This window comes from Kitasatospora sp. NPDC053308 (assembly GCF_055585785.1).
On the sequence record NZ_JBVJJY010000003.1, the window covers coordinates 137,070 to 161,843 of the forward strand.

Annotated in this window: 17 protein-coding genes; 9 read left to right on the plus strand and 8 right to left on the minus strand. The window is 73.5% G+C overall.

The genetic code is table 11. The annotated features are described in order from the left end of the window. Positions 1–145 precede the first annotated feature (145 nt). The 4 genes from ACZ6Y7_RS08645 to ACZ6Y7_RS08660 form a co-directional block, all read right to left on the minus strand. Positions 146–1,444, minus strand: a complete 1,299-nt coding sequence (locus tag ACZ6Y7_RS08645) for an alpha/beta hydrolase family protein (RefSeq protein WP_465757124.1) — start codon at positions 1,442–1,444, stop codon at positions 146–148. A gap of 140 nt (positions 1,445–1,584) precedes the next feature. After that, the gene (locus ACZ6Y7_RS08650; protein ID WP_465757125.1) at positions 1,585–2,538 is read right to left on the minus strand and encodes a phosphatidylinositol-specific phospholipase C; all 954 of its coding nucleotides are present in this window, start codon (positions 2,536–2,538) and stop codon (positions 1,585–1,587) included. Positions 2,539–2,887: 349 nt separating this feature from the next. Continuing rightward, a complete protein-coding gene (locus ACZ6Y7_RS08655) occupies positions 2,888–3,415 on the minus strand; it encodes a peptidylprolyl isomerase (RefSeq protein ID WP_465757126.1) in 528 nt (175 codons plus the stop codon). A gap of 275 nt (positions 3,416–3,690) precedes the next feature. Continuing rightward, positions 3,691–4,083, minus strand: coding sequence for a hypothetical protein (locus tag ACZ6Y7_RS08660; protein WP_465757127.1), 393 nt, complete (start codon positions 4,081–4,083; stop codon positions 3,691–3,693). A gap of 278 nt (positions 4,084–4,361) precedes the next feature. Between ACZ6Y7_RS08660 and ACZ6Y7_RS08665 the strand changes: the two genes are divergently transcribed. From ACZ6Y7_RS08665 to ACZ6Y7_RS08680, 4 genes are all read left to right on the plus strand, one after another. Continuing rightward, complete coding sequence (locus tag ACZ6Y7_RS08665) at positions 4,362–6,155, plus strand: CocE/NonD family hydrolase C-terminal non-catalytic domain-containing protein (protein WP_465757128.1); 1,794 nt, start codon at positions 4,362–4,364, stop codon at positions 6,153–6,155. A gap of 389 nt (positions 6,156–6,544) precedes the next feature. Then, positions 6,545–7,561 (plus strand): ScbA/BarX family gamma-butyrolactone biosynthesis protein, encoded by a 1,017-nt coding sequence (locus ACZ6Y7_RS08670; RefSeq protein ID WP_465757129.1) that lies wholly within the window; start codon positions 6,545–6,547, stop codon positions 7,559–7,561. Positions 7,562–7,664: 103 nt separating this feature from the next. After that, complete coding sequence (locus ACZ6Y7_RS08675) at positions 7,665–8,321, plus strand: HAD family hydrolase (RefSeq protein ID WP_465757130.1); 657 nt, start codon at positions 7,665–7,667, stop codon at positions 8,319–8,321. Positions 8,322–8,372: 51 nt separating this feature from the next. Beyond that, complete coding sequence (locus tag ACZ6Y7_RS08680) at positions 8,373–9,581, plus strand: cytochrome P450 (protein ID WP_465757131.1); 1,209 nt, start codon at positions 8,373–8,375, stop codon at positions 9,579–9,581. A 229-nt stretch (positions 9,582–9,810) separates the two neighbouring features. On the opposite strand, the gene ACZ6Y7_RS08685 is transcribed toward ACZ6Y7_RS08680, so the two are convergent. Both ACZ6Y7_RS08685 and ACZ6Y7_RS08690 read right to left on the minus strand, forming a co-directional pair. Then, on the minus strand, positions 9,811–11,301 hold the full coding sequence (locus tag ACZ6Y7_RS08685) for an FAD-dependent monooxygenase (protein WP_465757132.1): 1,491 nt from the start codon (positions 11,299–11,301) through the stop codon (positions 9,811–9,813). Positions 11,302–11,835: 534 nt separating this feature from the next. Further along, positions 11,836–13,404: an MFS transporter gene (locus tag ACZ6Y7_RS08690; protein ID WP_465757133.1), complete on the minus strand. Its 1,569-nt coding sequence runs from the start codon at positions 13,402–13,404 to the stop codon at positions 11,836–11,838. Between the two features lie 127 nt (positions 13,405–13,531). On the opposite strand from ACZ6Y7_RS08690, the gene ACZ6Y7_RS08695 reads away from it, so the two are divergent. Together ACZ6Y7_RS08695 and ACZ6Y7_RS08700 are read left to right on the plus strand one after the other, a co-directional pair. After that, positions 13,532–13,843, plus strand: coding sequence for an ArsR/SmtB family transcription factor (locus tag ACZ6Y7_RS08695; RefSeq protein WP_465757134.1), 312 nt, complete (start codon positions 13,532–13,534; stop codon positions 13,841–13,843). Positions 13,844–13,977: 134 nt separating this feature from the next. Next, the gene (locus ACZ6Y7_RS08700; RefSeq protein ID WP_465757135.1) at positions 13,978–14,214 is read left to right on the plus strand and encodes a helix-turn-helix domain-containing protein; all 237 of its coding nucleotides are present in this window, start codon (positions 13,978–13,980) and stop codon (positions 14,212–14,214) included. Positions 14,215–14,366: 152 nt separating this feature from the next. Here ACZ6Y7_RS08700 and ACZ6Y7_RS08705 read toward each other — a convergent pair whose 3' ends face one another. After that, positions 14,367–17,558 carry a putative bifunctional diguanylate cyclase/phosphodiesterase gene (locus ACZ6Y7_RS08705; protein WP_465757136.1) on the minus strand — a complete coding sequence of 1,064 codons (3,192 nt, stop codon included), beginning with the start codon at positions 17,556–17,558 and terminating at the stop codon, positions 14,367–14,369. A gap of 295 nt (positions 17,559–17,853) precedes the next feature. On the opposite strand from ACZ6Y7_RS08705, the gene ACZ6Y7_RS08710 reads away from it, so the two are divergent. From ACZ6Y7_RS08710 to ACZ6Y7_RS08720, 3 genes are all read left to right on the plus strand, one after another. Beyond that, positions 17,854–21,618 carry a thioester reductase domain-containing protein gene (locus ACZ6Y7_RS08710; RefSeq protein ID WP_465757137.1) on the plus strand — a complete coding sequence of 1,255 codons (3,765 nt, stop codon included), beginning with the start codon at positions 17,854–17,856 and terminating at the stop codon, positions 21,616–21,618. A gap of 13 nt (positions 21,619–21,631) precedes the next feature. Beyond that, complete coding sequence (locus ACZ6Y7_RS08715; RefSeq protein ID WP_465757138.1) at positions 21,632–22,483, plus strand: leucyl/phenylalanyl-tRNA--protein transferase; 852 nt, start codon at positions 21,632–21,634, stop codon at positions 22,481–22,483. A 78-nt stretch (positions 22,484–22,561) separates the two neighbouring features. Continuing rightward, on the plus strand, positions 22,562–24,139 hold the full coding sequence (locus ACZ6Y7_RS08720) for a hypothetical protein (protein WP_465757139.1): 1,578 nt from the start codon (positions 22,562–22,564) through the stop codon (positions 24,137–24,139). 182 nt (positions 24,140–24,321) lie between these two features. On the opposite strand, the gene ACZ6Y7_RS08725 is transcribed toward ACZ6Y7_RS08720, so the two are convergent. Continuing rightward, the gene (locus ACZ6Y7_RS08725) at positions 24,322–24,771 is read right to left on the minus strand and encodes a nuclear transport factor 2 family protein (RefSeq protein WP_465757140.1); all 450 of its coding nucleotides are present in this window, start codon (positions 24,769–24,771) and stop codon (positions 24,322–24,324) included. Between the last annotated feature and the right edge of the window lie 3 nt (positions 24,772–24,774).

Here is a 24,774-nt window from a genome sequence, read left to right on the forward strand (position 1 = left end):
GGGCGCCCCGAGGACCCAAAAAAAAAGCCCCCCCACGCCCCCCCACACGAACACCCCCCCCCCCCCCCCCCCCCCCACCCCCCCCCCCCCCCGCGCCCGCAGACGGGGGCGCGTGTGCGCGCGCACGGCACCGCCGCCCGCACGCCTACGGGTGGAAGACGACCTCCGGGAAGGCCCCGGTCGGCCCGTCGAGCAGGCGGCGGCCGCTGCCGCGGTGGCGCAGGTGGAGGTCGAAGAAGGCGAGCGGGTAGGCCTGCTCGATCCGGATGCCGCGGTCGGGGTCCAGCGTGCCGACCTGGGAGCGGATCTGCTGCTCCGTCATGCCGAGCAGCTTCCCCGCCTGGGGGATCAGCGTCATGGTGTCGCCGTACGAGGCGTGGACGGCGCCGGTGGCCTGGATGTCGAGCCGCCAGCCGCGCAGGTGGCTCCAGAAGGTCTCGGCGGCGGGGTTGGTGGCCCGGGCCCAGACGGCCGTCATCATCATGAACGGCCGATCGAGGTCGGCGGCGGGCGCGGGGTTGGCGATCATCGGTCCGTCGAGCGCGAGCCCGGCGCGGACGCGCGGGTCGGCGCCCATGGCGAGGGCCGTGGCGGTGCCGCCCTTGGACCAGCCGAACGCGCCGACGGCGTCCGGATCGAGGCCGCCGAGCAGCCCGGCGGGGAGGGCGCGCCCGTCGACGTCGGGGTTGCGGCCGGCGGCGAGGTCGTCGACCCGGTCGAGCAGGAAGCGGAGGTCGGCGGCGTAGTCCCGCGGGTACATCGGGACGCTGTCGCTCGGCGTGCGGACGGTGCCGTCGGGGAACTCGGTGAAGCAGTCGTCGGTGTGGTCGACGGTGACGACCGCGTAGCCGTGGCTGGCGAGTTCCTGGCAGATGACGGTGTGGTCGGCGCGGTGGCTGCCCGAGCCGTGCGAGAAGACGACGACGGGGAGCCGGTGGCCGGTCCGGTGGACGGGCGCGCCCTGGTGGCCGGAGGTGAGCGGGGCGAGGGACGGGTCGAGCGGGAAGCCGACGTCGATGAGGAAGGCGCGCAGGGCGCCGTCGCTCATCCAGGGCGCGAGCGGGTGGGCGTCCGCGTCGGCGCTCCGGGCCGGGTACCAGACGCTGGCCATCAGCTCGCGGAAGCGGCCGGGTCCGGCGGCCGGGTCCGGCCGCGAGGTGTCGCGCAGGTGGAGCGGGACCATGCCCACCGGACACGGTCCGGTGGGCGCGGGAAGGGTGAGCCGGGCGGGCGCGCCGACTCCGGTCGGGGCCGGGGCGCCCCAGGCGGTGTCGGCGAGGCCGAGTGGCACGGCGGCGCCCATCGCCACTGCGGCCCCCAGCAGGCGACGGCGCGTCAGCCCGGTGAGGTCCGCCGTACGGCTCGCGGTGCGGTCTCCGGCGCGGTCTCCGGAGGGGCCCGCGGCGGGGCGTCCGGTGAGGCGTGCGAACGGCGTGGTGTCCATGGGGGGAACGCTGCCACGCGCGGCGCAGCGGAGACATCGGCCCACCGATTGATCCACCCCGCCGCGGTGGGCCCACGGATGTACGTCCCCGGGCTACGATCGCGCGGACCCGGGGACGGCGCGACCGAGCCGGTGGGGGACTAGACGACGTTCTTGTCGATCAGCATCTGCAGCACGTTGACGTGGAAGTCCGGGAAGTCCATCGGGACGATGCCGAAGCGGCCGCGCTGCTGGGTGCGGGCGTTCAGGTACGGGTAGATCGTATGGTCCATGAGGCTCTGGGAGCTGGTCTTGGGCCAGTAACCTCCGGCGTAGCTGAGGAAGTTGACGAACATCCTCGGGCTGGTCGGGGTGAGGGCGGCCTTGTCGAACTGGGCGACGATGTACTGCCCCTTCGCGCCCAGGGGATCGAGGCCGCCGATCTGCCACACATCCTGGGTGTCGAAGTAGGCGTTCTGGCCGCTGGACCAGTCGATCAGGCCCCCCGGGTTGGCGAAGTCGGCGAGCAGGACGACCTTGCCGCGGGCGGTGCCCAGCGTCGGCCAGCCGGAGACGTGGAAGAGGTCGCGGTAGCCCAGCGCGTCGAGGTAGTGGCCGACCCGCCGCAGGAACTCGTCGTCGCCGAGGGCCTGGCCGCCGGCGCGCTCGTTGCGCAGGCGCATCACGACGGTCTCACCGGAGTGCGCCTGCAGGAACGAGCGGCACTGGTCGAGCACGTCCTGCAGCCGGATGTGCTGGTAGGCGTCGGAGTGGTAGATCCCGAGTTCGTCGGGTGCGCCCTGCAGGCCGTTGCAGCGGATGTCGAGGAAGCGGACGCCCTCCTGCAGTTGTTGCGGGATGCCCCAGTTCTGGGTGTGCGACCACTCGGTGCCGTAGGCGGGGTTCTCGCAGCACGAGTCGTGGGTGCCGGGGATGGTGAGGTCGAGCAGGGAGGCACTGGCGTCGAGGCGGCCCATCCAGTCGGCCGTCGGCAGGCCGCGCGGGGTGGCGCGTACGGCGGCCGAGGCGGTGGACGGCAGGGCGAGCCCCCCGAGGGCGGCCGCCCCGCCGACCCCCGCGCCCCACTTGAGAAGATCACGACGTGCGATGGCCATGGCGTGGCTCCTTCGGCCCTCCGGTCGGCTGGGAGGTGCGCTGTCACTGGCCCGAACGCCGCTCTCGCGCCGGCGGGTTCACCGGGCGAGGAGCGGTTGCGTTGTCGGCCTCCAACCGGTCTACCCGGCTGCGCACCTGACGAACTGCCGTCACGTCGGCTGGCAACTCGTCTCCCACCGCACGGGGTTGGGAACGGAACCCCGGCACGGGCCGCCCTCCGGCCCGCCGACAGGGGGTGCCGACACGGGTTGCCGATACGGGGCTGCCGATGCGGGACTTCGGTACGGGACTTCGGCACGGGAAGTCGGTGCGGCCGACTTCCCGTACCGCGTGGGGGCGCGTCGGCGGTCAGCGGGTTTCGATGACGACGGACTCGAGGACGATGTCCTTGACCGGGCGGTCGGTGCGGGGGTCGGTCTCCGTGGTGGCGATGGCGTCGACGACCTTCTGGCCGGTCGGGCTGCTGACTTCGCCGAAGATGGTGTGCTTGCCGGTGAGCCAGGCGGTCGGCCCGACGGTGATGAAGAACTGCGAGCCGTTGGTGCCCGGACCGGCGTTGGCCATGGCCAGCAGGTAGGGCTTGGTGAAGGCCAGGTCGGGGTGGAACTCGTCGGCGAACGTGTAGCCGGGGCCGCCGGTCCCGTTGCCCAGGGGGTCGCCGCCCTGGATCATGAAGCCCTCGATGACCCGGTGGAAGACCGTGCCGTCGTACAGCTTGTCGTTGGTCGGCTGCCCGGTCTCCGGGTTGATCCACTCCCGTTCGCCGGTGGCGAGTTCCACGAAGTTCTTGACGGTCTTCGGGGCGTGGTCCGGCAGCAGCCGGATCTCGATGTCGCCCTGGTCGGTCTTCAGGGTCGCGTACAGCTGCTCCGCCATGGGTTCGTCCTCGGTCGGTCGGTCGGTCGTCGAGTCGGTCGGTCTTCGGTCGGTCGTCACCGGCGCGGACAGTCTTCCGACCGGCGTGGACCGATCCGGGGCGACAGCACGGCATCTCACCCGCATGAGTGATGCGGTGGCGGTCCGCCCGCGCCCCGGGCGGACCGCCTCGGTGTCATCGCGGCGAGGCCGTCCTCGCCGTGGCCACCGTCCTCACAGGCCTCATGTACCTCACAGGCCTCCCGTACCTCACAGGCCTCCCGTCCTCGGCGGCCTCAGAGGCCGACCTCCGACGAGCAGCGCCGGAACGGGACCGGGGGGAACCAGCCGACGCTGTCGTTCCCGCAGACGTGGATGCTCGTGATCCGCTCGCCGAACTTGACCGCACCGGCCTGGTTCTTCCCCAGTTCCAGCTGCCGCACCTGGCCGGAGGCGGTCTTGGCGTACGCGGTGGCGCCGTTGAAGCGGGTGCCGGTGGACATCCACACCCAGCCGTCCGAGCAGTTGTCCACCTGCACCTGGACGTCGTAGAAGCGCAGGGGGCGCGTGCAGCCCGCGGTGGCGGCGGTGGTCGCGGAAGCCGGGACGGCCGACACGGCGGTCAGCGCGGCCACGGCGAGGCCGAGGACCGCGGCCGTCTTCGGCAGGGGGTTCGACAGGAACTTCATGGACGACTCCAAGGTCTCAACACGACATGTCTGCTCGCGCAGCGGTTCCACTGTTGCCGTCACGGCGCACGTGTGGCATCAGTCATCTGACTGCCGACCGTGCGGACGGGTGTCCGTCACGAGGGGCGGTGACGGCCGCCGCTACCACGCCGAGGGCGGCGGCGGGCGGGATCGTTCGTGATCCATCAGATCGGGCGAAGGTGTTTGATCGTCGGTTTCGTCGGTGTGCGCACGGCCGAGACCAGCTTCGGTATCCGTTCACGAGAGGGTGATTCCGCATGACCGATCCGACCCCGTCGATCACCGAGGCGACACTGACCGACATCGCCACCAACGGCATCTGGGGCGAGGGCTTCACCGTCAATCCGTCCGCGGTCGCCGTGGGCCAGGCCTTGCTGGCGGCCGTCCGGGGTGAGTCCGGCGTCCAACTTCCGAGCGAACTCGCGGAGTTGGTCGCGGGAGTCCGGCAGGCCGCAAGTGTCGGGCTGCCCCGCATCGCCGTCGCCGAGGGCGTCGAGCTCTCGGCGCTCAGCATCAAGCTGAACGACGGCGTGCCGCACCCGGTGGTGATCGTGCCCGCCGGGTGGAACCCGTACGGCTGGCTGCCGTTCCTCTACCTGTACCTGACGCTGGCGCGGCGCGGCTACCACGTGCTGGCCTACTCGCCGCGCGGCATCGGCATCGAGGGGTGGGTGTCCACCTCGCAGGGCTTCATCGACGTCGGCGGCGAGGCGGACTGGCGCGACGGCTCGACGGTGATCGACTTCGCCCAGGAGCACTTCGAGCCCAGCGCGGTCGGCTTCCTCGGCGAGTCGTACGGCTCCGGCATCAGCCAGCTGGTGGCGGCCCACGATCCGGCGGAGCGGGTCAGGGTCGTCGTCGCGCTGAGTACCTGGGGCAATCTCGCCACCAGCCTCTACGACCACGGCACCCGGCACCTGGCGGCGGTCCAGGCGCTGATCGGGTTCACCGGCGGTTCGATGGAGAAGAAGTTCGACGAGCAGACGCAGGGGATCCTCAAGGACTTCCTCAGCGGTCGGAACCTCGACCGGGTCGTGGCCTGGGGCACCGAACGCTCCCCGCAGGAGTACACGGAGGAGACCAACCGGCGCGGGGTCCGGACCTTCTTCTCGAACACCTGGCACGAGACGCTCTTCCCGGTCGGCCCGGTGGTGGAGACCTTCGAGGCGCTCACCGTGCCCAAGCACCTGAACCTGTGGATCGGCGACCACGGTGCGCCCGAGGGCCCCGGTCTGGCGGGCCTGGTGCCCGGGCTGCCGTTCCCAGGGCTGGCCGCGCCGATCCGGGAGGCCTTCGACTGGCTGGACCACCACCTGCTCGGCGTGGACAACGAGGTGCCGACCTGGCCGGAGGTGGTCAACCAGTCGATGTTCACCTACCGGACCATCGCCATCCCGGGCGGCACCAACCTGATCACCGTTCCGGCGCAGCGCGAGTCGTACGCGTCCTGGGGTGAGATCACCACCGGCCGCGAGACGTGGCACCTGACGGGCACCGGCGGCGCCGGTGACGGCGCGCTGGTCGAGAAGCCGACGGCCGGCTGGTCGCGGGACTTCACCGCCGGCAACCTGACGGAGGCCACCGCGGGCGAGCTGCTCAAGACCGGGCAGCAGGAGTGGTTCGGCAACCCCCGGCGCTACGAGCTCGCGAAGTTCGACCGCTCGCAGTTGCTGGTCTGGTCCACCGAACCGCTGGCCGGCCAGGACGGCGTCGCCCGGCGGATCCGCGGCGCAGCGTCGCTGCGGCTCACGGTGCGCAGCACGGCCGAGGCGACCACGCTGGTGGCCTACCTGTTCGACGTCGCCCCGGACGGCACGGCCCGGATCATCACCCACGAGCCGTACACCGCCTCCGACCTGGCGCCGAACGTCGACACCGAGGTCGGCTGGGACCTGCAGGCGGCCTCCTACGACCTGCCGTCCGGGCACCGGCTGGTCCTGGTCGTGAACAGCCGCGACGAGCTGTACTCGTTCGAGAGCGTGGACGGCAGCACCACCACCATCAGCTCGCACAGCGGCAGCGAGGCGAGCCTGGAGCTGCCGCTCGGCTGATCCGTCGGGCTGATCCGTCGGGCCGGTCGGTCGGGCTGACCGGTCGGGTTGTCCCGATGGCTCGACGGCCCGCTCCCCGACGGCCCGACCTCTGACGGCCCGACCTCTGACGGCCACCCCCGACGGCCCGCCCCCGATGCCCCGGCCGCCGACGGTTCGGCCTCTGACGGCCCGTCGCCACACCTGGCGGCGGGCCGTCGGCCGTGTCCGGCCGGGCTCGCTGACCTGGGCAATCCCGGCAACAAAGTCCACACCGTCTTTTAACACAGTTGTTCGCTTGCACGTGGCCTACGCCACAGTAGCTTCGATGCGAACAGAGGTACGATCACGCTCGCACCTCCGATCGGAGGGGTACCTACATGCAGGAGCACAAAGGGGGAAGCTCAGTCATGTCCGCAATCCTCGACGGTACTCTGACGTACTCGAACACCGTCCCGCGCGCCACCGTCCACCGGGCCGCCATCTGTGAGGTCTTCCTCACCGACTCCGCGCGGGTCGCCGAGGACCAGTACCTCATCGCCGCGCAGCTGCCGCGGGTGCACAGCTACTACAGCGACAACGTCACCGCGCCGGCCGCCTACGACCCGCTGCTGCTGGTCGAGGTCTTCCGTCAGGCGTCGATCTACGCCGCGCACACGTTCCTCGACGCGCCGCTGGACCACAAGTTCATCTTCGTCAGCGGCGAACTCAACATCACCGACCCGGAGGCGCTGCGGATCGGGGCCCGCCCCGGCCACGCCGAGATCCGGGCCCACCAGGTCGGCCTCAAGCACCGGGACGGCGTCGTCACCGGCAGCACCCTCGACCTGGTCCTCTCGGTGGACGGCGACGAGGCCGCCACCATGCGCACCGTCTGCCAGTGGATGCCGGGGGCCGCCTGGGACCGGATGCGCGAGAAGGGGCGTTCCGCCCTCGTCCTGACCCCGGCCCGTCCGCACCACACCGGCCGCCGGGTGCCCGCGATCTCCGTCGGCCGCGCCTCGGGGCAGAACGTCGTGCTCGCCGGGGTCGAGGCGGGCGGCCACGAGCTGCGCACCCAGGTCGTCGTCGACCAGGGCAACCCGGCGCTGTTCGACCACCCGCTGGACCACATCCCGGGCGCGCTGATCTTCGAGGGCTTCCGGCAGTCCGCGATGTACGCGGCGCAGGAGCTGTTCGGACTCTCGCCGCGCAGGCTGCTGCTCTCCCGGGTGGAGACGGAGTTCACCCGCTTCGGCGAGTTCGAGCTGCCGACCGACTGCGTCGTGCGGGTGGTGGAGTCGCCGGCGGCGGACACCGTCGCGTTCGAGATCACCATGGTGCAGGAGGAGGAGCAGATCGCGCGGGCCCGGGTGCACCTGGAGCGGACAAGCCCGATCACCGCGGCCCTGCAGGATCGTTTCGCCTATGCCGCGGCACGTGCCTGAGCAGCGCGATCCGTCAGGCCCATCCGAGCGGCCCGAACTGTCCGAGCAGCACGAACAGTCCGGGCCGCGGCACCGCGTACCGGCACCGCAAGGAGACACCGCCATGTCCAAGCCCATGATCTGGTTCGACTTCGGCGGGGTGCTCTCGCCGCCGCTGGACGACCTCTTCGACTCGTACCACGCCCGCACCGGCATCACCCCGCGCCAGCTGAAGACCGCCCTCGGCACCGTCGCCGGCGAACTCGGCGTCGAGCCGCTCGCCCCCATCGAACTCGCCATGCTCACCGAGGCCGAGTGGGGCCAGGCCATGGTCCGCGTCCTGGAGGACAAGAACCCCGGCATCGACCTCTCCCGCGCGCGCTTCGAGCGCTTCGGCGAGCAGTGGTTCGAGGGCGTGCGCGCCAACCCGGTGATGACCGCGACCGTGCGGCACGCCAAGGAGCACGGCTTCCGGGTCGGCATCCTCAGCAACAACGTCAAGGAGTGGGAGCCGTACTGGCAGGCCATCGTGGCACCCGCCGGTGACGTCGACTGCGTCGTCGACTCCTGCAAGGTCGGCTTCCGCAAGCCCGACCCGGAGATCTTCCGGCTCGCCGAGCAGCAGGCGGGGGTGACGGCCGAGGAGTGCGTGCTCATCGACGACCTCCCGGAGAACTGCGTCGCCGCCCGGCGCTGCGGCTGGCGCGCGGTGCACTTCCGCAACAGCGCCCAGGCCGTACGGGAGTTGACCGGCCTGATCGGGCTGCCCGCGCTCACCTGACGAGCAGCACGACCTCCGCCACCCGCCCCGACACGTCCCACCGGAGAACGCATGACCACCGTTGTCCCGTCCGCGACCGCCAGCGTCACGGACATCCCGCACCTGGACCCCGTCCCGGCCTTCCTCCCGCTGGCCGAGCCGGGCCCCAACGGGGTGCCGCTGATCGAACTGCCCAGCGGACACTCCGCCGTCCACCTCACCCGCTACGCCGACGTCCACAAGCTGCTCACCGACCCGGCCTCCGGCCGCACCGAGACCAACGTCGAGGGCGGGCCGAGCTTCCTGCCCACGGTGATGCCCAAGGAACTGCTGCTCAACCTGGACGCCCCGCACCACGCCAGAGTGCGCGGCTTCGTCGCCGCCGACTACAGCGCGAACGGCGTGGAGCGGCTGCGCCCCGTGCTCGACCGGGTGATCGAGGAGGGGATCGCCCGGCTGCGCGCCGCCGAATCCCCTGACCTGTTCAGCGACCTGGTCGACCGCGTGCCGATCACCGTCAACTGCCACTTCCTCGGCGTCCCGCTGGACGACGTCGACTACTTCCGGCCCTCCTCGCGGGTGGTGCAGATCGCCTCGCACGAGAACGTGCCGGACCTCGTCCAGCACTTCTACCGGGTCTACGGCTACGTCCAGGACCTGGTCACCGGCGCGCGGCCGGTGCTGTCCGGCGGGCTGATCGAGCAGTTCCGGGCCGACCGCGACCGCGCCGAACCCGCCCTGGACGACGCCGAGCTGACCGGCATCTTCTTCGGCTCGCTGCTCGGCGCGGACCAGAACATCGTCTCCGTGCTCACCAAGTCCCTCTACGCCCTGCTGTCCGCCCCGCAGCTGTGGCGCCGGCTCGCCGAGGAACCGGAGATCGCACCCCGGCTGGCCGAGGAACTGATCCGGCTCATCCCGCTCGGCACCATCTCCGCCTTCCCGCGGATCGCCGGCCGGGACCTGGAGACCAGCGTCGGCCTGGTGCCCGAGGGCAGCGTCGTCTACCCGGACGCCTTCGCCGCCAACCGCGACCCGGAGGTCTTCCCGGACCCGCTGGTGATCGACCCCGACCGCCGACCGGCGAAGCGGCACCTGCAGTTCGGGTACGGCATGCACCACTGCATGGGCGCGGCGCTGGCCCGGATGGAGATCGTGTCCGTGCTGACCCGCCTCGCCCAGGAGTTCCCGACGCTCGCGCTGGCCGTCGAGCCGGCGGACGTGCCGTGGGACATCGGGACGGTGCTGCGCCGGCCCACCTCGCTGCCGGTGCGGTGGTAGTGGGCAGGTAGGCGGCCGCTGACCGGGGCCGCTGACCGGAACCGCTGACCGGGCCGCCGGGCAGGAGGCCGAGGACGTGGCCGGGGAGCGGCCGGGTGGCCCGGCCGGGTTTGTGCGAAGGGCGGGTACGGGAGGCCGTACCCGCCCTTCGGCGTGCCGGTCCGCCGGGACCGGTTCCGGCTCACCGGCTCAGCTGCTACCGGCTTGCCGGCAAGCCGGCCTCACCGGCTCACGGCTCGCCGAACCACTCGCGCAGGGTGCCGGCCAGCGGGCCGCCGTCGGAGGCCCAGGCGATGTAGCCGTCCGGGCGGATCAGGACGGCGTCCCAGGGGAGCTTGCGGTCGCCCTCGGCGCGGACCACCCGCAGCAGGTGCGACCAGCCCTCGGCCTGCTTGCGGTGCGCCTCCTCGTCGGCGCCCAGCAGGAGCAGCACCGGGCGGCCGTCCAGCAGCAGGCGGATGACGTCGGTGGGGCCGTCCGGGGTGGTGAGGGGGAGGTTGGGCAGGAAGTGGCCCTCCCAGGGGGAGCCGTCCGAGGTGCGCGCCGGGTAGACGGTGTCCTGGGCGCTGATCATGTTGCCCAGGTGGGTGTTGGCGCCCTCGACGCCGAGCAGGTCGGAGACCAGGTCGCGCAGTGGGTCCAGGCCCGGATCGGGCCGCATCAGGGCGAGTTGGGCGCGGGTGTTGTCGACCACCCGGCGGGCGACCGGGCGGCGCTCGGCGCTGTAGGTGTCCAGCAGGTCCTTGCCCGCCGTGCCGGCCAGGGTGCGGGCGAGCTTCCAGGTGAGGTTGAGCGCGTCCTGCAGGCCCAGGTTGAGGCCTTGCCCTCCGACCGGGAAGTGCACGTGGGCGGCGTCGCCGGCCAGGAAGACCCGGCCCTTGCGGTAGTCGCACACCACCCGGGAGAAGTCGTTGAACTTGGAGAAGAACACCGGGTCGGTCATCGGCACCGGGTGGCCGAGGATGCGCTCGGCCTCGGCGCGCAGCTCGCCCAGCGTGAGCGGGGCGTGCCGGTCGCGGTGCGGACCGCGGAAGTCGATGGTGAAGAAGCGGCTGTGCCCGTACGGGTTGACCCCCGCGATGGTCCAGCCGTGCGGGGTGCGGTTCCAGCCGGAGGGCACCCGGTAGGGGTCGGTGAGCCGGACCAGGCCGAGCAGGGCGGAGACGGTCGCCGGGTGGGTCTCCGACGCGAAGCCGAGCAGCTCGCGCACGGTGCTGCGGGCGCCGTCCGCGCCGACCACGTACTCGGCGGTGAACCGCCGGACGCCGTCCGGGCCTTCGGCGGTCACCTCGACGGCGTCCGGGCCCTGGACCACGTCCGTGACGCTGTGGCCGCGCAGGACGGTGACGCCGCGGGCGCGGGCCCGGGCCTCGAAGTCCCGTTCCAGGTCCGCCTGGGAGCGGCCGTAGATGGGCGCGGGCTCGGTGCCGGGGGCGGTGATCACCAGGCCCGGCATGCCCGCGAAGTGGAAGGCGTCGGCGTTCGGCCGGGCGAGGCCGTTCTCGGTGGCCGGCTGGGAGCGCAGGTGACCGCGACGGGCCAGGCCCTGGACGGTACGGGCGTGCAGGGTGCCGGCCTTGGGCTGGTCGACGGTCCGGGGGTTCGTCTCCAGGACGACGGTGGCGATGCCGTGGTGGCCCAGCTCGGCGGCGACGAGCATGCCCACGGGGCCGCCCCCGACGACGACGACTCGGGCTCGGGTGGCGGTGGCGGGGTCCATGGGTACGGGGTCCTTTCGGGGCGGGTGGGAAGCGCTGGGTCATGCGTGGGGCTCATGGGGCCGGCTCATGCGTGGGGCTCATGGGCGGGCCGGATGGGCGGGGCTCATCAGCGGCGGCCCGGATGAGCCGGGCTCATGGGCGGCGACCTGAACGGGGCTCATGGGCCGGGCCGGGGCGGGCACGAGTGACGCTCGCGGGGGCGCATGAACAACTTTCATGAGGCGGGCACATGAGCGTCGTTCATCGGCTGCCGGCCTCATGAGCCACGCTCATGCGCCACGCCCTATGAGCCACGCTCATGTGCCACGCCCCATGAGCCGCGCTCATGAGTCGGCCCCATGAGCGGGCCTCATGTCCGGCTCCCATGAGCTCCGCGCATGGCGGGCGGCGCATGGTGAGGGCCCGGTGCCGCTGGGGGGTGCGGCGCCGGGCCCGGTCTCGGGGTGGGGCGGGGTGGTGCGGGAGGGCGGCCCGGGGGTAGCCGCCCTCCCGCGTCTCGGAACGGCCTCGCGGCCGTGGTCCAGGGGGCCCGGTCAGGCCTGGGCCTTCTGCCCGCCGCCGCGCAGCAGGGCCGCGATCACGACGAACAGCACCACGCCGACGGCCGCCAGGCCCCACAGGACGGAGTGGAAGGCCGAGTCGTAGGCGTTGGCCAGGAAGTCCACGAAGCCCTTGTGGTCGGTGGCGCCGGAGAGGTCGGCCGCACCGGAGAGGTCGCCGCCGGCCGCCTGGTCGGCGACCTTGTCCGCCTGCGAGGCGCCCTCGTGGGCGCCGATGCCGTCGGTGATGCGGGTGCCGAGCACGGTCGCCAGCGCGGAGCCGTACACCGCCACGGCGACGGCCTCGCTGCCCAGGCGCAGCGTGTTGAGGAAGCCGGCCGCCATGCCCGCCTTGGCGGGGTCGACCAGTTCCAGCGCCTGGCCGTCGACCAGGCCGGCCGACAGGCCCATGCCGGCGCCGGTGATCAGCATCGGCGCGGCGAGCGCCAGGACGGTGACGGAGGGGGAGAGCAGGGTGAGGGCGACGTCGCCGAGGACCAGGCAGACCAGGCTGACGTAGATCAGGGTGAGCGCCGGGACGCCGCGGGTGACCAGCTTGGCGGCGAGCATCGGGAAGACCAGCACCGGGGCGGTGAGCAGCAGCATCAGCAGGCCGGCGGCGCCGGTGTCGCGGCCGGTGACGGCGGTCAGGTAGCTCGGCAGGTAGGTGAGCATGGTGACGAAGCCGAAGGAGGCGGCGACCGGGACGAGGCACAGGCCGACGAAGCGGCGGTTGCGCAGCACGCTCAGGTCGAGCATGGGGTGCGCGCTGCGGTTCTCGACGGCGGCGAACACGGCCAGCACGACGATCGCGCCGACGAACAGGCCGATCACCCCGACGCTGCCCCAACCCCACTGCGAGCCCTGCACGATGGCGGTGGTGAGCAGCACCATGGCGACCACGAACAGCGCGCTGCCGGGGACGTCGATCCGTCCGCCGCTGCCGCTGTCGGAGGGCATGGCGCGGGAGATCGCGGGCACCGCGAGGAGCACGAGGGCGAGGGCGACGGCGTGCACCGCGAACACCCAGCGCCAGCCGAGGCCCTGCACCAGCGCGCCGGCCAGCGACGGGCCGATGGCGACGCCGATGCCGGCGATGGTGCCGAACAGCGCGAAGGCCTTGGCGCGAGCGGGGCCGTCGAAGACGGTGGAGACGATCGCCGCGCCGCAGGAGAAGATCGCGGCGCCGCCGATGCCGGTGAGGGCGCGGGCGGCGTCCAGCCAGATGACGTCGGTGGCGACGGCGCTGGCGAGGGAGGCGACGGCGTAGACGGCGACGCCGGCGGCGAAGGCCTTGACCCGGCCGATGACGTCGGCGATCGAGCCCCAGACGAGGGTGAAGCAGGCGAACGCCACGTTGAAGGCGTTCACCACCCACTGGAGCGGGGCGAGGTCGGCGTGGGTGCTGGTGCCGATGTCGGGGAGGGCGACCGCCGTGCCGGAGATGGACATGGGCACGACGAACACAGCGAGGAGAACCGCGGCCAGGGTCAGCGAACGGCCGGGCTGCTGCCCGTCCGTCACCACCGGAGGCGTGGCAGACGACGTGGTCTGCGTACTCATGGGGCACAACTCCAGGCTCGGCCCGGCCGCGGAACGGCCAGGTAAGGAATTTTTCGAACCTTAAGGTGCCATGGGGGCGAGGTACGATGCAACCCATACCTGAGGATGGCTGTGGATGGAGGATCCGATGCCCGACCCTGAAGGCCACCCCCTGATCGAAGAGATGGACCTGCGGACGGTCCTGAACGCGCTCGCCGATCCGCTCCGGTACGGCGTGATCTCAGCCCTGCTGCGGGAGGCCGAGGGCGCGGCGCGCACCTGCGCCTCCTTCAATCTGCCCGTCTCCAAGTCCACGATCACGCACCACTTCCGCGTCCTGCGCGAGGCCGGTCTGGTCCAGCAGGTGGACCGCGGCAACAGCCGCGCGGCCACCCTCCGTCGCGAGGACCTCGACAAGCGCTTCCCGGGCCTGCTCGACCTGATCCGCGCCAACCCCTGAGCGCGCGGGGGCGGTACGGGCTTCGACCCGCCGGGAGCCAAGGGGCGGTCAAGGATTCTTGACCGCCCCTTGGTCTCAGCCGTGCTGACGGCGTGTCAAACTGTGCGCCCCCACAGGACGAAGAGGAGACCCCGGTGGACTACGCGCGCCCCCTGATCGAGGACTTCCCCGCCCATCCGGACGGCGACCCGGCGCAGGCCCTGGCCCGCGCCGTCCGCGACCGCCGCACCGCCCTCGGCCTCACCGTGGCCGAACTCGCCACCCGCTCGGGCCTCCCCGAGACCCACCTCCGCACCATCGAGGCCGGCCACGCGATGCCGACGTTGGCGCTGTTGACGGTGCTGTCGAGAGCGCTGCGCGTGGAGGGGTAGGGGGGCGGGGCTCGGGAGTGTGCGGGGCGCGGGGCGGGAGTGGCGTCCGGGTGGCGGCCACGCGGTGCCGACGTCGGCGCTGTCGACGGTGCTGTCCGGAGCCCTGCGCTGAGGGGAAGGGGGCGGAGGGGCAGGGTCGTGCGGGGCGGCGCTCAGGCCGGTTCGTACGTCGTGTTGCGGACCAGGGTCCGGGCGTGGGGAGAGTCCATGGGGTGGGCGAAGAGGTAGCCCTGGCCGAGGGGGCAGCCCATGGCGGCGAGGAGGTCGCGCTGTTCGGGGTGCTCGATGCCCTCGGCGATGACCTGGACGCCCAGGGTGTCGGCGATCCGGGCGATGCCCTCGACGAGGGCGTACTGCTGGGGGGAGTGGCCGAGGCCGTCGATGAAGGACTTGTCGATCTTCAGCAGGGAGATCGGGAACTCCCGCAGGTAGGAGAGCGAGGAGTACCCGGTGCCGAAGTCGTCGATGGCGATGCCGACGCCGAGGCCGGAGAGGGTGGCCATGTCGGCGTGGATGCGGTCGTCGTGCCGCATCAGGACGGATTCGGTGAGTTCCAGGACGAGGGTGCGCGGGTCGATGCCCGAGGTGGCGATGGCGTGCCGGACGACGTCGACGAACCCGGCGTCGCGGAACTGGCGGGCGGAGACGTTGACGTTGACCCGCAGCGGGGGCCGGCCGGTGCTCGCGCGGGCGGTGGAGCTGGCGGCGTGCCAGGCGGCGGCTTCCTGGGCGGCGCGTTCGAGGACCCAGGCGCCGAGCGGGACGATCTGGCCGCTCTCCTCGGCGAGGGCGATGAACTCGTCGGGCAGGACCATGCCGCGCCGGTCGTGCGGCCAGCGGACCAGGGCCTCGAAGGCGACCAGGTCGCCCGTCTGCAGGTCGACGATCGGCTGGTAGTACAGCTGGAACGCCGATTCCGCGATCGCCGAGTCGAGGTGCTCGTTCAACTCGTGCCGTTCCACCAGTCCGGCCTGCAGGGCCGGCCGGTAGTGGCACCACTGGCGGCGGCCGGCCGCCTTGGCGGAGTAGAGCGCCAGGTCGGCGTGGGTGAGGAGTTCGGCGGCGTCGACGCTGTCCTCGGTGGTGGCCACGCCGATGCTGGCGCTCACCCGGACCGCGCCCGCCTTGAGCTTGAACGGTTCGGCGAACACCTCCAGCACCCCGGCCGCGATGGTGTCCACGTCGGAGGGCAGCGTCGCGTCCTCCACCAGCACCGCGAACTCGTCCCCGCCGAGCCGGGCGGCGGTGTCGGAGGAACGCAGCGCGGTGGAGATCCGCAGCGAGACGGCGACCAGCAGTTCGTCGCCGACGGCGTGGCCCTGGGTGTCGTTGACCACCTTGAAGTCGTCCAGGTCGATGAAGAGCACCCCGGTGACGGATCCGCTGCGTTCGCCGCGGGTGAGCGCGTGCCCGACGCGGTCCTGGAACAGCACCCGGTTGGCGAGGCCGGTGAGCGAGTCGTGGAAGGCCCGGTGGGTCAGTTCGCGCTCCATCTGGCGCTGCTCGGTGACGTCGCGCAGGGTGAGCACCAGGGCGCCGACGGTCGGGTCGGCGCGCAGGTCGTTGAAGCGGACCTCGGCCTCGATCGGGGTGCGGTCCGGGCGCAGCAGCCGCCAGTGCTCGCGCGGCTGCTCCCTGGGCTGTTCGCGCGGCTGTTCGCTGGGCTGCCCGCCGGGCGGCGGGGCCGCCGCTCCGCGCATCCTGGCCAGCGCCCGGCCGACCTCGCGGCTGTCCTCGGGCGGGACGAGGTCGGTGAGCTGGGTGCCCGCGAGGGCGGGGTGGCCGAGGACGGACTCGGCGGAGGGGGAGGCGTAGCGGACGCGGTCGTCGGCGTCGAGGATCAGGATGACGTCGCTGGCGTTCTGGACGAGCGTGCGGAAGTAGAGCTCGCTGTCGTGGCGGGCGACCTCCTGGCTCAGTACGACCCGTTCGACGGCGAGGGCGGCCTGCGCGGCGAGGATCTCGAGGGAGCTCCAGAGGCTGGCCAGTTCCTGTTCGGTGCCGGTGACGATGAGCGCGCCGATCAGGGGGTCGCCGGAGGGGCGTTCGGCGAGGGTGAGCGGGCAGATCAGGGCGTACGGCATGCCGTCGAGGTGCCCGGTGAGCTCGTGCGCGGGCAGGTCGACGGAGGAGACGGGCAGCAGCCGGCTCTCCCGGTACCCGGCGAGGGCCAGGACCTGGTCGGAGTCGGAGGCGGTGCCCAGCCGGTGCGCGGCGGAGCCGTGTTCGGCGTGCCGGACGTGCAGCACGCCGGCCTCGGCGACGGCGAGCAGGGCGACGTGTCCGGGTTCGGCGGGCATCAGCGTGGAGGCGGCGGACTGGACGGCGTCCGCGACCTCCTCGACGGTGACGGCCGAGGTGAGCCGGCCGCCGGCCTCGCGCAGCGCCCGTTCGCGGGCGATGGCCTGTCTGCGGGCGGAGACCACCACGGCCAGGCGGGCGAGCACCAGCAGGTAGAGGAGGGCGGAGAAGGCGCCGATGACGCCGGCGTTGTCGGTGTTCCCGTCCAGCGACTCGATGATCAGGATCGCCGGGGCGATCAGCGAGGCGAGGGTCAGCAGGACCAGCCGGGCGGTGCTGAGGTCCGGCTGCTGGGTGGGGACGGGCTTGGTCAGCTCGACCATGGACGGGTGCAGCGCGGCGGCGCCCCAGGCGGTGTAGAAGGCGGCCCAGCCGAGTTCGACGGGCGTGCCGATGCGCCAGGTGCCGTGCAGCTGGATCAGCCCGTACAGCACGTCGGAGACGAGCAGGCCGACGGTGCCGATGGTGAGCAGCTGCAGGGAGCGGGAGTTGCCGCCGCGGGGGGTCAGCAGGCGCAGCAGCAGGGCGAGGACGACCACGTCGCCGAGCGGGTAGGCGATCGAGACGGCCCGCTGGAACCAGGTGAGGTCGGGGCTGCGGGTGTACGGGAGGATCAGGTAGATCCAGGAGAGCAGGGCCAGGCCGATGGTGAGGATCAGCGCGTCGAGCAGCCCGGCGCGGTCCTGATGGGCCGTGCGCCAGCGGATGAAGCCGAGCACGCCGGCCGCGTACAGCACGAACTCGGCGAGGTAGAAGCCGTCCGCGATGGAGGGGAAGGGGTTGTCCAGGTGCAGGATGTCCAGCTGGATGGCCTGCACCACCTCGCCCGCGGTGAAGCTCAGGTTGGCGAGTGCCAGCAGGTACCAGAAGCGCGCGTGCGCGGGTCGGTTGAGGCGGACGCCGAGCACGATGGCGGCGACGCCACCGAGGCCGATGCCCGTCCACCAGATGATCCGCTGGCCCGGGTTGGTGTAGTAGATGCCGATGAACAGCACCATCCAGAGCAGGTAACAGACCATCAGGCGTTGTCGCCGGCGTGTCAACGAGGCTACCTCCTCCGCGACACCACCCCGCCGGTCGGGCGGGGGAGTTCGGGCGAGGGTGTCGGCCCGGGTGCGTCCTGTGCCACCGGGCGGCGGGGCCGTGCTTCTCCGCGCGTTTCGAGGCGGGTGTGTCGGCGTGGACGTGCGGCGTCCGGTCGGTGGTCGACCGGACGTTCTTCCTGTGTCATGAGTGCGTATAGTCGGAAATGTCGCACTCCCAAGCATTCTGCCGCCACAGCACGAGGTCAAGCCGGTGGATGACGCAGCAGACAGCGCACAGGGCGTACGAACGGATGTGAGCTCGGGGCGTCACGCCGTGGTGCGCAACGACGACGGTCAGTACGCGCTCTGGCCGGGGGACTTGACCGTACCGGGCGGGTGGCGCCAGGTGTACGGGCCCGCCACGCGGGCCGAGTGCCGGGCCTGGGTGGAGCGGGAATGGCGGCCGCCCGGTCTGGGCTTCCCCGGCTCGGAGGGCGTGCGACGGGCGGCGGCCGGGTTCGCCGACACGGTGCACGGGCTGTTCCGCACGCGGGCGGCGCACGACCCGGACGCGGTGGCCGTCCTCGCCGAGGGGGCCACGCTGAGTTACCGCGAACTCGACCTGCGCAGCGACCGGTTGGCCGCCGCGCTGCGGGCCCGCGGCACCGGCCCGGAGCACGTCGTGCCGGTCTGCCTGGAGCGGGGGGCCAATCTGGTCACGGCCTGGCTGGGGGTGCTCAAGGCGGGCGGGGCCTTCCTGCCGCTGGACCCGGCGCACCCGGAACGGCGGCTGGCGCGGCTGGTGGAGGACTGCGGGGCGCGGGTGGCGGTCACCGCCGGTCACGAGTTCTCCGGGGTCGAGGTGGTGCGGGTGGACGGCGTCCGGTCCCGCGAGCTCCAGTCCGGCGACAGCACCCCGCCCGGTACCGCGCCCGGCACTGCGCCCCACGCCCCACCGGGCACGGCGCCCGGCACCCCGCCCGCCGCCGCGCCCGGCGAGTACCGGATCGACGACGGCGCCCTTCCGGACGACCTGGCGTACCTGATCTACACCTCCGGCACGACCGGCCGCCCCAAGGGCGTCCCGGTCACCCACCGTGCACTGGTGTTCACCCTCGACCGGGTCGTCCGCGCCTACGGGCTGTCGCCCGGCGACCGCGTGCTGCAGCTGGCCGCGCTGGGCTCCGACACCGCCCTGGAGCAGGTGTTCGGCACGCTGCTCGCGGGCGGCACGGTGGTGCTGGGCGGCGGGCACGCGAGCGGGGGCGGCACCTGGGCGCCCACCGAGCTGGTCGGCCGGGTGCCCGGGCTGGGCCTGACCGTCGCCGACTTCACCCCCGCCTACTGGCACCACGTGCTCGGCCTGCTCCGGCCCGGCGGCCCCGGCCCGGACGGGCTGCGGCTGGTGGTGGTCGGCGGGGACGTGGTGCACGCCGACGACTGCCGCGGCTGCCTGGCCCGGCTGCCGGGCGCGCGGCTGCTGAACGCGTACGGGGTCACCGAGGCGGCCGTCACCTCCACGCTCTGCGAGGTCACCGGCGACCTGCTGGACGGCGCGGGCGAGGCCGGCGCGGCCAGTGCGGGCAGTGCGGCCAATGCGGGCGGTGCGGGCAGTGGGGATGGTGCGGGCGGCGCGGGTGGCACGGGCAGTGCGGGCTCCGCGGCCCTGGTGCCGATCGGGCGGCCGCTGCCCGGGGTGCGGGTGCACGTGCTGGACACGCGGCTGCGGCCGGTGCGGCCCGGCGAGAAGGGGCAGATCCACCTCGGTGGGCCCGGCCTCGCCCGGGGCTACTGGCGGCAGGCCGGGCTCACCGCCGAGTCCTTCCTGCCCGACCCGTACGCGCCGCTGCCCGGCGAGCGGATGTACCGCACCGGCGACGCCGGGCGCTGGCGGGCGGACGGGCAGCTGGAGCTCCTCGGGCGCTTCGACGACCAGGTGAAGGTCCGCGGGCACCGGGTGGACCCGGCCGAGATCGAGGCGGTGCTGGCGGCGCACCCGGACGTCCGGCAGGCCCGGGTCGCGGCCGACGCGGCCGCGGCGGACGGCAGCAGGCTGCTCACCGCCTACTACACGCTCGCCGAGGGCGCGGTCGGCGACGGCTCCGAGGGCATCCGGGCGTTCCTGGCCGAGCGGCTGCCGGAGTTCCTCGTCCCGGCCGAGTTCGTGCCGCTGGAGGCGATGCCGCTCACCCCGGCGGGCAAGATCGACCGGCGCCGGCTGCCGCACGCCCCGGTGCGGGCGCCGGCCAAGGCGGCGGGGCCGGGCGCCGAGGCGGGGACGGACGCCGGCCCGGGCACGGCGGCGGCCGGCGGCGACGGCGATCCGGTCGAGGAGGCGGTCGGGCAGCTGTGGGCGGAACTGCTCGGGATCGAGACCGTGGGCCCGGCGGACGACTTCTTCGCGCTCGGCGGCACCTCCCTGCTGGTGATGGAGATGCTGGCGCGGGCCCGGATCGCGTTCGGCATCGACGTCGGCCAGGTGCGGGCGCTGACCCGCGCGCTGCTGCGGGATCCGGCGTTGCGGGCCTTCGCCGTGGCGCTGCAGGGGGCCCGGACCGGCGACGCTCGGACGGGCGACGGCCGGACGGGCGACGCTGCCAGGACGGGCGGCGCGGACCGTCCGGAACCGGGCCGCGCCGCCGGGAGCACCGGAGCGACGGCCGTGGTGGACGACGGGACCGGAGCGACGTCCGTCGGGAACGGCGGGACCGCGGCGACGTCCGTCGTGACCACCGGAACAGCGACGACGGCCGTGGCGAACGGCGGTGTGGCGAACGGCGGTGTGGCGAACGGCGGTGCGGCGAACGGCGGCGAGCCGCCGGTCGACTGGGACGAGGAGGCCCGGCTCACCGATCCCATCGGCCAGTCCTGGAGCCCCGCGCCCTCCCGCGCGGAGCCCGCCGAGATCCTGCTCACCGGCGCCACCGGCTTCTGCGGCGCGCACCTGCTGCACGCGCTGCTCGCCACCACCCGGGCCCGGATCCACTGCCTGGTCCGCGCGCCCGACGAGGAGCATGCGCTGGAACGGCTGCGCGCCACCCAGCAGCGCTTCCTGCGGCACGACCTCGCCGACCGCCGGGTGGTGCCGCTGGTCGGCGACCTCACCCAACCCCGGCTCGGACTGACGGAGCGTCAGTTCGACTGGATGGCGGGCAACCTGGACGCCGTCCACCACCTCGGCGGGCAGGTCAACTTCCTCTACCCGTACCACCAGCTGCGCGAGGCCAACGTCGGCGGCACCCGGGAGATCGTGCGCCTCGCCGGGTACAGCCGGGGCATCCCCGTGCACTACCTCTCCACCCTCGCCGTGCTGGCCGGCTTCGGGGCGGCGGGCGTCGACAAGGTCACCGAACGGACCCCGCTCGCCCACCCCGAGCGGATCGGCGTCGGCTACGTCGAGAGCAAGTGGGTGGCCGAGCAACTGCTGCACAACGCGGCCTCGGACGGCCTGCCGGTGACGGTGCTGCGCACCAACGACGTCACCGGGGACCTGGAGAGCGGCGTGATGAACACCGGCACCGAGCTGTGCGCGCTGATCAAGTACCTGGCGGACAGCGGCACTTGTCCGGACGTCGAGCTGCTGCTCGACTTCGTCCCGGCGGACCGCTTCACCCGTGCCATCGCCCACATCGCCGCCCACGCGCCCGCCGACGGCGAGGTCTACCACCTCACCTCGCCGCAGCCGGGCGTCCTCGCCGACCTCGCCGACCGGCTGCGGGCGCGCGGCCACCGGATCGTCCGGCAGCCGTACGGGGACTGGGTGCGGGGCCTGGTCCGGTTCGCGGCCGGGAACCCGAGGCACCCGATCGCGCCGTTCGTCCCGCTGTTCGTGGACCGCGCGCCGGGGTCGGAGCTGTCGATCAGCGAGATGTACTTCCGCCCGACGTTCCCGCTGTTCGACCGGGCCAACGTGGACGCGGCGCTGGTCGGGAGCGGGATCGAACTGCCCGCGGTGGACGCCGGGTTGATCGACCACTACCTGAACGGCCTGGAGGCGGAGGGCTTCCTGGAGCCGGCCCGGGCGGCGGCGAAGGCCGGGGCGGCCGGGATGCCGGGGGCGGCCGAGGCGCAGCGGTGAATGGGGCGCAGCGGTGAGCGGGGCGGGCGGCGGAAGCGCGAGCGCCCCCGGGGGCGGCGCGGCCGCGGCCTTCGACTCCCTCGACCTCCGCGACGCCCCCGGCGACGGCCCGGTGGCCTTCGGCGGCGCGCTCGGCCCCGGGGAACTGCTGGCGGCGTACCGGCACGGGCTGTTCCCGCTGCCGGCCGCGGACGAGTTCGCGAGCGCGTACAACGAGGCGTTGTACGGGGACGCCGTCGATGCCGGGGAGCTGCCGCTGCTGCCGGGCGGGGCGGGCCGGGCGGACGGGCCGGGCGGGGCGGAGGACCCGTACGCGCTGGCGTGGTGGTCGCCCGACCCCCGGCCGGTGATCGCGGCCGGGGGCGTCCGGATCGGGCGTCGGCTGGCGCGGCGGCTGCGGAACCGCTCGGCGTGGTGGACGAGTGCGGACCGGGCCTTCGGGCGGGTGCTGGCCGGGTGTGCCGACGGGCGGCAACCTGCTTGGCTGACCGAGGAGTTGGCGCGGGCGCTGACCGCGCTGCACGCGCTCGGGGCGGCGCACAGCGGGGAGGTGTGGGAGGGGGAGGAGCTGATCGGCGGGGTGTTCGGGATCGCGGTCGGGCCGGTGCTGAGCCTGGACTCGATGTTCCACCGCCGGCCGGACGCCGCGCGGGTCGCCGTCGCCGACCTCGGCGCGCGCTTCGCCGCGGCGGGCGGCCGGCTGCTCGACGCGCAGTGGGACGGTCCGCACGTGCGCAGCCTGGGCGCCGAGCCGATGGCGCGCGCCCGCTACCTCGCGGAGCTGTCAGGCGGAGGTGGGGGCGGGGGCCGGGGCGGAACCGGGTCGTTGGAGGGTGGCCCCCTGCCGGTGTCCCGGCTGGGATGACCTGCCGGTGAACCCGTGCCGGGCGTCCGGTTGGCCTGTCTTCGACAAACTTATTCCTCGTCAGTAACATGACGCCGCGTGTTCAAGAGTTCGATAGGCAGGGCCGCGGGCCCCGCCGTCCTCACCCTCATCCTCGCCGGGGCCGCCGCGTGCGGGCCGACCAGTCCCGGCACCCCCCGGACCGACGCGGCCCCGGCCGCCGCCGCCACCGCCGCCGACGCGGGCACGACCGCCGCCGGGGGCAGCCCGGCCGCCGCCGCGCCCGCCGCCGGCACCCCGCGCGCCAGGGCGGCCACGCCCGCCGCGGCCCGCCCCACCGCCGGCACCGTCCCCGTCACCGCCGCACCGGCCGGGGACAAGCAGGCCGCGATCGGCAGCCCCGGCAAGGACGGCGCCCCGGTCACGGCGGCGACTAAGGCCCTGCAGCTGACCGCGTACGACCCGGCGGGCGGCACGGCCGTGCTGTCGGCCACCGGCCCGGCGCCCACCACCGCCACGGCCCCGGCGCCGACCGGCTCGCCGAGCGTCGCGTCCCCGACTGCCGCGTCCCCGAGCGCCGCGCCGTCGGCGGCGGCCCCGGGTGCCCCGGCCGCCGCTGCCGCGGCCGTCCAGCCCGGTCAGCTGATCGCCAGCCCGCCGACCGCCGCCGCGCCGCAGGGCGCGCTGGTGGCCGTCACCGGTGTCCGCCCCGGGGCGGGCAACACCCTCGACCTGACCACGCGCCCCGCCACCATCGCCGAACTCCTCGGCGGCACCGAGGCCGATGGCAGCGTGCCCGTCGACCCGCACGCCATCACCGTCACCCCGCTGGTCAAGGACCTCAAGGCGAGCGTCGGCGTGGACCTCGGCGGAGTGAAGGCCGACGCCTCGGGCACCCTGGAGGTCGACGTCAAGGCACCCGTGCCGCTGCCGGAGGGCGCCACTCTGGACGCCTCCGGAGCCCTCCAGCTCCACCCGGCCGTCCACTTCGCGTACCACGGCGCCGCCGCCGGCAGCCCGCGCACCGCGTCGATCGGGTTCGACCTGGGCGCGCACGCCGAGTGGAAGGTCACCGGCGACGTCGCCCGCAACACCGGCGCCGCGCCGATCCGGGTGCCCTTCGCCAAGCTGCAGGCCAGCCCGGTGCTGACCGTTGCCGGCCTGCCCGTGGTCGTCAACCTCGGCCTGACCTGCTACCTGGAGGTCAGCGCCGACGGCCAGGTCCACCTGGAGGCCGAGCAGGACGCCAACGGCACCTGGGCCGTGCGCGCCGACTACACCGGCGGCAAGGGCTGGACCCCGGTCACCAGCGCCGAGACCAAGGTCAGCCCCGTCCACGTGAAGCTCAACGGCAAGGCCGGCGTGCGGGCCGCGCTCGGCGCCGAGATCAGCGTCGGCCTGTACGACACCGTCGGGGTGGAGACCACCGTCGCCCCCTACCTGAAGGCCCAGGTCGAGGGCTCCCTGGTGGCCGACTCCTCCGGCACCCCGCCGCAGGCGCAGGGCACTTGGTCCCTGCTGGGCGGCGTCGACCTGAACGGCGCGCTCACCGCGCACCTGAAGATCTTCGGCACCCCGATCATCGAGGGCAAGCTCCCGCTGCCGCCCTTCCACAAGGAGTGGCCGCTGCTCACCGGCTCGGCCACCCTCCCGGCGCCGAAGCCCGGCAAGAGCTGATTGGCCGTCATTTCGAGCACGTCGAGGCCCCGTGACCGGACGTCCGGTCACGGGGCCTCGCCATGGGCGGGCTCGGATTCTCGGGTGACGAGGGTGGGCGGGGGTGCGGTACAGACGGGGGGTGTACAGGCGTGGAGGCCGAGAAGTCCGAAAGTCCCCGCTCGGCAGACCAGTCGGCCGGCTCAGGACGGGCGGCGCAGGTGGCGGCTGACGTCGCCGAGGAGGGTGATGCGGATCCGGCGTTCGGTGAAGTGCCAGTGGCCGGCGGTGCGGCGGAAGCGGTCGTGGTAGCGGCCGGCGGCGATGGGTTGGAGAGGAAAGCCGGGGAGGGCCTGCAGGACGGTGACGTAGGAGCGGGCGGTGGCGGTGCCGGCCGGTTCGTCGACCTCCACGGCGGTGTTGGTGGTGACGTGCTGGGTGCGCGGGGTGCCGTCCTCGTAGGTGAGGAGGGTGGTGCGGAAGAACTGCTCGATCTCCTCGCGGCCGCGCACCGGTTCGCCGCTGCCGAGGAGGACGGCGTCGGCGAGGAGGTCGCCGAGTGCGGCGAAGTCGCCGTCGTCGACGAGTTCGGCATAGCGGGCGATGAGGTGGTGGACGGCCTGGTGGCCGGGGGTGGAGGAGAGGGCGTTCACGGT